Origin of the sequence: Streptomyces ureilyticus, assembly GCF_011045025.1 — a bacterium.
Taxonomy (GTDB): Bacteria; Actinomycetota; Actinomycetes; order Streptomycetales; family Streptomycetaceae; genus Streptomyces; species Streptomyces ureilyticus.
Genome location: NZ_JAAKZX010000306.1, coordinates 1 through 8,745 on the forward strand (window position 1 = coordinate 1; position 8,745 = coordinate 8,745).

Here is an 8,745-nt window from a genome sequence, read left to right on the forward strand (position 1 = left end):
GCCCGGACGCGAAGGGGCAGCCGCACGCGCCGGTGGGGGACACGGCCCGGGCCCCCGGGTGATCAACGGCTTGCCCCAGGACGGCGACGCGACCCGTACGGCGGTCGAGGCGATGGTCGCCGAGCTGGGCCACGTGCCGGCCCCGGCAGCCGGACCGCTCGCCGGGGACCGGACGGATGGAGCCGCAGACGGCGCCCCCGACGCCCACGAAGCCCACACCCGCGCCCTCGCGAAGCCGTGACCGCCGTACCGCCCGCCTGACGGCCGTACCGCCCGCCTGACCTGCGGACCTTCCCCTCCACCAGTGCCCAAGCGGAAGGTCCGTGCCACCAAGACTCCGCCCCGCCACGGGGCCCCACCCCTGCGAGGATGGCTGACATGACCGGCAGCGCAGCCCATGAGCTGGGCGACTTCCTGAAAACCCGGCGTGCCGAGCTGACCCCCCGATCCGTGGGGCTGCCCGACTCGGGAGCGCCACGTCGCGTACCCGGTCTGCGCCGGGAGGAAGTGGCCCTGCTGGCCGCGATCGGTACCGACAACTACACCCGGCTGGAACAGGGACGCATCGATGTGTCGGAGCCTGTGCCGGCGGCGATCGCCCGGGTACTGAAGCTCGATGACGACCAGCGGGAGTACGTCTTCGAGCCGGCGGGCAAGGAGATCGGCCGCCTGCGCCGGCCCGAGGTGCAGGTCCCTTCCGCACCCAGGCCGCCGCGTCGAGTGCGTCGGGGCTTGGGGCTCTCGCTGGCCATGGCCTTCGCGTTCGCGTTCGGCGTGACAGGCTGCGGCAGCGATTCGGAAGGGACGGCTGCACAGAGCGCCACGCCTGCGAGTTCCGCGTCGTCCAGCGATTCGGCGTCCGCCGCGGCCTCCTCCTCGCCAGGCTCCGACCAGTCGTCGAGCGATGGGACGCCGATCCGCGTCACGGTGGGCGGCACGGTGCTGACGGGTCGGCTCTTCGACAACGCCACCGCTCGGGACCTGATCGAAAAGCTCCCGGTCACCGTGGAGTTCAGCGACCACCTGCACATGGAGAAGACCGGGCCGTTGCCTGAGGAGCTTTCCACGGAGGGCATGCCCGAGGGAGAGGACCCTCGTCCGGGGGACATCGGCTATTACGCTCCGGGGGGCGACCTCGTCTTCTATTACGGCGACGTGAGCTACCACGACGGCATCCTGAGGATCGGTCAGTTCGACGCAGACATGGACGCGATCGAGGACCAGGAGGATGGCTTCACCGCGAGGGTGGAGCCGACTGACTGACTGTCAGCCGTCGATGGCTCAGGTCCTCTCGGCCTCTACGTGCCGCGGGCCGGCACGCACCTCGTCGGCCACCATGCTGCCCGTCGTGTCCGTCCAGCCCGGTGGCAGCGGGCGGCGGACGAGCTTGGGCTTCCTGCTCCGGCGGACAGCCCCACTCTGACCTGTGCTTACCGTCGGCTTGGGGTCCTTTCGCATGTCATGCGGACCCTTGTGCCCCTCTGCCCGCGTACCTGTCGCGTCCTCTGAAACTTGTGGGAAACAAGGTCTTGTCGTGACTTAAAACGAGGGTTAATTTAACGGCCATTCGAAGCCCGTCCTGATCGCTGACAGATCGCCGGGCGACCTCCTGGGCGTGTGCACACTTCATCGAAAGGCATGCCATGACGCTTGGCAGAGCGCAGTTTTCCCGTCGGGGTTTTCTTGGTCTGGGAGCGGCGGCGGGCGTCATCACGCTCACGGCGTGCGGCTCCAGCGCGGGTTCGAGTGACAAGCCGCTCGTGATGACGGTGTGGGGCGGCGACCCCGACCGCAAGACGTACCAGGCCCGCATCGACCTGCTGGTCAAGAAGCACCCCGACCTCAAGGTCAAGCTCCAGCTGATCCCGGGCGACTCGTACCCGCAGAAGGTCCAGACGATGATCGCCGGCGGCAACGGGCCGGACATCATGCAGGTCGCCGAGAGCGTCAACACGTACTCCAGCAAGAACCAGTTGCTGGAGCTCGACGACCTCGCCCAGACGGCGAAGCTCGACCCCGAGCAGCGGTTCGGCCCGGTCGGCTCGCTGTACACGTACCAGGACAAGCTCTACGCGATACCGGACCGTTCCGGCGCGGTCACCGTGTTCTACAACAAGGACATGTTCGACAAGAAGGGCATCAAGGCCCCCACCGCGGAGTGGACCTGGGACGACGCCCTCGACGCGTTCAAGGAGCTGACGGTCCCCGGCAAGGTGTGGGGATACAGCGGTGCCGAATGGTTTCCGCAGTGGTGGAGCCTCGCGTACCAGAACGGCGGCACCATCATCGACGCGAACGGCCGGCCCGCGGTCGCCAGCGACGAGGTGGTCGAGGCGCTCCAGTGGGCGGGCGACCTGGTCTTCAAGCACAAGGTGGTGCCGAGCAAGGCGGACTACGCCGACATGGGCCCCGACATCGGCGGCGACCAGGCGTTTCCCAACCAGAAGGTCGCCACCCACGCCAACGGCTTCTGGGTCATGTCAGGTCTGACGAAGGTGTCGTTCGGCTGGGACATCGCGCCGATGTGGCGCGGCAAGAAGCAGGCCGTGTCGGCGTTCGGCAGCGGCCTGGCGATCTCGCGCACCTCCAAGCAGCGCGACAAGGCATTCAAGGCGATCGACTTCCTCACCTCCACCGAGTCGCAGGCACAGATCATCGCCTCCGGCCAGGACGTGCCGGCCAACCTGGAGGTGCAGAAGAGCCAGGCGTTCCTCAAGCCGTCGTGGATGAAGACGGACGTCGACATGGGCGTGTTCGCCGAGTCGAGCGAGTTCGTCTTCCGGGCGCCGTTCATCCCCGAGTGGAACGAGATGATCGACACGATCTCCAACGGCCTGGCCGACTTCTGGCTCGGCAAGGAGCGCAGCGCCAAGAAGGCGCTGACCGCCCTGCAGAAGGACCTTGAGGCCCTCATCAAGTCCGGGGCATGACCGGCGATGGCAACCTCGACCGCCCCGAAGGCCGCTCCGGGGGCCGCGGAGAAGCCCGCCTCGCCCAAGCCCAGGAAGCAGAAGCTCTCCACACGCCGGCGCCGCGAGGCCCTCTCCTTCTACCTGTTCATCTCGCCGTGGGTGATCGGCTTCCTGGTCTTCCTGCTCGGGCCGATGATCGCGTCGATCTACTACTCCCTGACCGACTGGGACTCCTTCAACCCGCCGAAGTGGGTCGGCTTCGACAACTACGTCAAGCTCCTCACGGACGACCCGGTGTTCTGGAAGGCCCTGTGGAACACCTTCTACTACGCGGCGATCTCGGTCCCGCTGGGCCTGGTGCTCGGACTCTGGCTGGCGAACCTGCTCAACAAGCAGGTCAGGGCCCGCAAGTTGTTCCGCACCCTGATCTATCTGCCGACGCTGATCCCGCTGGTCGCCACGGCGATGATCTTCCGGATGGTGCTCGCACCGAACGGCCCGATCAACGACTTCTTCGGCCTGTTCGGACTGTCGGGCCCCAACTGGCTGCTCGACGGCCCCTGGGTCAAGCCCGCCCTGATCCTGATGTCGGCGTGGGGCGCGGGCGCCGCGACCGTACTGCTGCTCGCCGCGATGAAGGGCATCCCGCGTGAGCTGTACGAGGCGGCCGAGGTCGACGGCGCGAGCGCGACGCGGCAGTTCTGGAGCATCACGCTGCCGCATCTGACGCCCATCATCTTCTTCAACCTGATCATGGGCCTGATCAACGCGTTCCAGATCTTCTCGCAGGTCTACATCCTCATTCCCAAGGGCAAGAACCCCGCCGGCTACGACGCGGCCCAGACGATGGTGCCGCTCCTGTTCGACCAGGCGTTCAGCTACTACCGCATGGGCTACGCCTCGGCGATCTCCTGGCTGCTGTTTCTGGTGATCCTGGTGTTCACGGTGATCGCCTTCCGCACCACCCGGCGCTGGGTGTTCTACGAGACCGAGGTGAAGTGATGGCGACCCTGGCGACCCCTGTGCGCAAGCGCGGGCACGAGGACCGGCAAGCCCCTGCCGTACGGGCGTTCCGTGCGACGCCCTTCACCTACGGCACCCTGCTGATCGTCGCGGCGATCCTGACCACCCCGCTGGTCTTCGTCGGCTCGATCGCCCTGTCCAGCGACGCCACCGTGAACAACGGCGCGTTCACGATCATCCCGCGCGAGTTCCACTGGGACAATTTCTCCCGGGTGTTCGGCACCGAGCTGCCGGTGGGCACCTTCCTGCTCAACTCGGTGCTCATCTCGCTGTTCTCGGTGGCGGGGCAGGTCCTCTCCAGCGGCCTGGTCGGCTACGCCTTCGCCCGGCTGCGGGCGCCGGGCAAGAACACGATGTTCCTCATCGTCATCGCCACCATGATGATCCCGACGCAGATCACGATGATCCCTCAGTTCATCCTGTTCCGGGACCTGGGCTGGGTGAACACCTTCCTGCCGCTGATCGTGCCGAACTTCTTCTCCAACGCCTTCAACGTCTTCCTGGTACGGCAGTTCGTCTCCCGGCTGCCCAGCGAGCTCGACGAGGCGGCCATGATGGACGGCCTGGGCTTCTTCGGCATCTACCGGCGGATCATGTTCCCGATGCTCAGGCCCGTCCTGATCGCCATCGGCATCTTCACGCTCACCCACACCTGGGGCGACTTCATGGGCCCTCTGATCTACCTCAACGACGAGTCGAAGATGCCGCTCGCCCTGGGCGTGCAGTACATCACCGCCACCTCGCAGGCGGGCCAGGCCCCGCCCTGGAACATGGTGATGGTCGGCTCGATCCTGCTCGCCCTGCCGATGATCCTCGTCTACTACCTGGGTCAGAAGTACCTGTACGAAATGGATATCAGCGGCGGAAGCGCGGGGGTCAAGTGAGTCGTCCGACGACAGTGGTCAGCGGCGCCGCCGACAGCGGAGTCGTCGAGAGCAGTTCCATCCAGAGCGGCGCCGTCGAGAGCGGCGCCATCGAACTCGACGCCCGGGGCATCCGGATCGAGGGCGGTCCGCGCGTCGTGCTGTGCGCGTCACTGTTCTACTTCCGCCTTCCGCGTGAGCAGTGGCGTGCCCGGCTCGAACAGGTACGTGCCTCGGGGTACACCTGCGTGGACGTCTACCTGCCCTGGAACTTCCACGAGACGGCGCCCGGCCGCTGGTCCTTCGAGGGCCGGCGTGACGTCGCCGCCTTCCTGGACCTCGCACAGGAGACCGGGCTGTACGTCATAGCCCGACCCGGCCCGTACATCTGCTCCGAGTGGGACGGCGGCGCGCTGCCCGCATGGCTCGGCCTGGACCCGGAGTTGAGGGTCCGTCAGAACGAGCCGCGCTTCCTCGCCCAGGTGACGGCCTGGTTCGACCAGGTGCTGCCCCTGCTCGCCGAGCGCCAGTACCCGGCGGGCGGACCCGTCATCCTGGTGCAGCTGGAGAACGAGCTGGACTTCTTCGACTGTGCGGACCGCGCGGGATACCTGACCGCCCTGCGCGACCAGACGATCCGCCACGGCATCACCGTGCCGCTTGTCGCCTGCTCCGGACAGGGCGACATCGAGGGAGCCACCGGGAACGTCCCCGGCGTCGTACCGGCCTGCAACTTCTACCCGGACGACGACTCCCCGGACCTCGAGCCGGAGGTACGGCGCTACGCCGAGCTCCTGGCGGACCGCGGCCTGCCCCTGCTGATCACCGAGACGAACCGGCGGCACCGCACCCTGCGGCGGCTCCTGGCGAGCGGCGCCTCGCTGATCGCGCCCTATCTGCAGTCGTCCGGATGGAACTTCGGGTACACGCCGTCCACGGGAAACTGGGGCGACCCCGCCAACTTCATGAGCCACGGCTACGACTTCGGCGGCTACGTCTCGTCCACCGGCGCCGAACGGCCCGAGTACATCCAGGCCCAGGTGCTGGCACGCGTGATCGACACCTTGGGGCCGCGACTGGCGCTCGCCACTTCCGCCGGGGCGAGCGTGCCGGGCGGGCCGGTGACCGCCGGCTTCCCGACCAGCTCGTCGCCGTCGGCGCTGGACCTGGACGGTGGTGGGCGGCTCGTCGCCGTGCCGCATCTCGGTGCTGCGGATACCGCAGGCACGGCGGCGCTTACGGCACCGGGCACGGCGGTCGTGAACGGCGTACCCGTCGCCGTCGCCCCGGATTCGTGCCCGCTGATGCTGGTGGACGTACCGCTGCAGTCGTGGGGGTACGACGGGACGCTCACCCTGGCGTCGGCGGATCTGGTGGCGGCGTCGGACGGTGTGCTGACGTTCTCCTCCGAGGTACCGGTCACCGTCGTCGTAGGCGAAACCCGGGGCGAGATTCCGGCGCCCACGGCAGGCGCGCCCGAGCGAACGACCGTCAAAGGCCTGACACTTGTCGCGCTGGCACCGGCGGACGCCGCACGGCTGCGAGCCACGGACACCGACGGCACGGCGCACCTGACCGACGCGCCCCCGTCGCGGAGCACGCCGCCGCTGCCGCCCAGCACCGTACGGGCCGCGCGGCGGCGATCGGCCGGCGCTCCGGAGCAGCCGGCCGGAAGCCACGAACTGCCGCCCACGCTGGAGTCGCTCGGCGTGTACCGGGGGCGTGGAACGTACCGGACCACAGCTGATCTGACGGATGTCGACGAGCTCCTGCTCGTCGGCGCGGCGGACATCGCCGACCTGTCGATCGACGGCAGGGCGCGCCCGACGATCAGCGGATTCGGCGCGGCTCAGCGGATCGACGTGCGTGAGGCGACCGGCGCTGTCGCCGTCGAGGCCGTCGTGGAGATCTGGGGGCACGCGAACTTCGACGACGCGCGCCTGCCGGCTCTCCGCCTCGGCGCGCTGCGCGGACTGGGCACGCTGTGGACGGTCCGGGACGTGACGGACGTGTCGGCGCTGTGGTCGGTGTGCGGCCACTGGGCGGGCCTGCCGGCGCCCACGCGCGCGCTCGGCGGCTGGAGCAGCACCCGCGTCGGCCTCCCGGTCACCTACACGCGCGACGTCCGGTCGGACACCGCCTCGGCGCTGCACCTTCGGGGCGTGGTCGAGCCGGTGCGGGTGAGCGTGGACGACGGTGAGCCGCGCACTGTCACCGCCGAGGACCCCTGGGTCCTGCTGCCCGCGGGAACCCGCCAGATCTCGGTCACGTTGCCGCACCACCCCAGCGGCGGCGGCCTCGGCGCCGAGTTGCTGGTCCTCGAACCGGTGACGGACTGGTCGTGCTCGGTACAGGACGACGACCTGCTGACCGGTTTCGCCGCCACCGGTCCCTCGCAGGGGCAGGGCATCCAGCTGCCGCTGACCCTGGAACCGGGAGAGGAGGCGTGGCTCGACGTCGACCTGCCGCCGTCCGGTGACGGCTTCCTGGTGCGGCTCGACGGGACGCAGATCCGCGTGACCGGATGGGCCGCCGGGGAGTGCGTGGGCCGCGTCTGGGCCGGCGACGGTGACCGGCCGACCTTCTCCGGCGGGGACTCGAACATAATATGGATCCCCGCGGGCTGGTCCGGGCTGACCCTGCTGGTACGGGGCGCCGCCGGGCCGGGCGATCCGGAGCTCCGTACACTGCGGCTGGAGTCTCCGGACGGCTGAGGGGGCAGTGGGGGGGCATGGTGGCGCGGCGCACGGCTCGGGATCTTCGCAGCGAGAACCGTTTCGAGGTTCTGCACGCTTTGTTCGAACTCGGGCCGTCGACCCGCCAGGAACTCGCCCGGCACACCGGACTCAGTCCGGCGACGGTGGCCACGCTGGTCACCGAGTTCCTGTCGGAAGGCGTCCTGCGTATCGCCACCGTGGAGAACAACACCGGGGGACGGCCGCAGGAGCGGCTCACCGTCGACCCCGACCGCGGCCGCATCGTCGGCGTCGACGTCGCCGAGACCTACGTCGACGCCACGGTGTACGACCTCGCGCTCGGCGCGCTCGGCCAGGGTGAGGTCGCGCTGGACGAGCACGAGAACGACCCGTCCTACGTCGCCGACGGGATCGTCCGCGCGATCGAGTCGGCCGTCGCGGCCGGGGGAGCCGAGCACGAGCACATCATCGGCGTCGGTGTCAGCATGCCGGGCCATGTCCATCCCGAAGCCGGCGTCTCGGTCTTCGCGCCGAACTGGGACTGGCGCGACGTGCACATCGAGAAGATGCTGGCGCACCTCCTGGTCCCCGTGTACGTCGACAATCCGCTCAAGGCGGTGGCCCTGTCGGAGATGTGGTTCGGCGCCGGGCGCGTGGTCGACGCGATGGCCGTCGTCAACCTCGGCACCGGGGTGGGCGCCGGCATCGCCATCGACGGCGCGCTGGTCCGTGGCACCACCAACAACGCCGGTGAATGGGGCCACACACTCCTGGAGCTGGACGGCCGACCGTGCCGTTGCGGTCGGCGCGGCTGCGTCGAGGCGTACCTCGGCGCCCCCGGGCTGCGGACGACGCTCGCCGGGATCGACCCGGAACACCGCACACTGCGGCAGCCACGGCAACGTGACTTCGTCGAGGCGGTGGCCGAAAGCCTCGCCGAGGGCGACCCGGCCCTGAAGGACCTCGCCCACCGCACCGCGCACTACCTGGCCGCGGCCCTCGGCGACCTGGTCAACATGCTCAACGTCCCCACCGTCACCCTCACCGGCTGGGCCTCCGAGGCCCTGGCCGCCCATCTCCTGCCCGCCGTACGCGACGAACTCCCCCACCACGTCATGCCCGGCTCCCTACCGGGCCTCACCGTCGAGCCGTCCCGGGTCCCGGGCAACGCCGTGGCCCTCGGCATGGCGGCCTTCACGCTGCAGCAGTTCCTCAACCGGCTGGGGCTGGGGAGTCCGGCGGGGACGGGGC

The 8,745-nt window shown here is 69.3% G+C and carries 6 protein-coding genes and 1 pseudogene; all 7 read left to right on the forward strand.

The window, feature by feature from the left end; all coding sequences use genetic code 11:
* Positions 1-241, forward strand: a pseudogene (locus G6048_RS44670) (LacI family transcriptional regulator); the annotation flags it as partial.
* A gap of 137 nt (positions 242-378) precedes the next feature.
* Positions 379-1,263: a cyclophilin-like fold protein gene (locus G6048_RS44675; protein ID WP_165345350.1), complete on the forward strand. Its 885-nt coding sequence runs from the start codon at positions 379-381 to the stop codon at positions 1,261-1,263.
* 380 nt (positions 1,264-1,643) lie between these two features.
* Positions 1,644-2,930, forward strand: a complete 1,287-nt coding sequence (locus G6048_RS44680; RefSeq protein WP_165345351.1) for an ABC transporter substrate-binding protein — start codon at positions 1,644-1,646, stop codon at positions 2,928-2,930.
* 6 nt (positions 2,931-2,936) lie between these two features.
* Positions 2,937-3,914, forward strand: coding sequence for a carbohydrate ABC transporter permease (locus G6048_RS44685; protein ID WP_206342912.1), 978 nt, complete (start codon positions 2,937-2,939; stop codon positions 3,912-3,914).
* Entirely contained in the window at positions 3,914-4,819 is a 906-nt protein-coding gene (locus G6048_RS44690; protein ID WP_189321024.1) for a carbohydrate ABC transporter permease, read from the forward strand. Before G6048_RS44685 ends, G6048_RS44690 begins: the two co-directional genes overlap by 1 nt.
* Positions 4,816-7,512 (forward strand): beta-galactosidase, encoded by a 2,697-nt coding sequence (locus tag G6048_RS44695; protein ID WP_206342913.1) that lies wholly within the window; start codon positions 4,816-4,818, stop codon positions 7,510-7,512. Before G6048_RS44690 ends, G6048_RS44695 begins: the two co-directional genes overlap by 4 nt.
* Positions 7,513-7,529: 17 nt before the next feature.
* Positions 7,530-8,745, forward strand: a 1,216-nt coding sequence (locus G6048_RS44700) for an ROK family transcriptional regulator (protein WP_165345352.1), incomplete at its 3' end; no start/stop codon positions are given.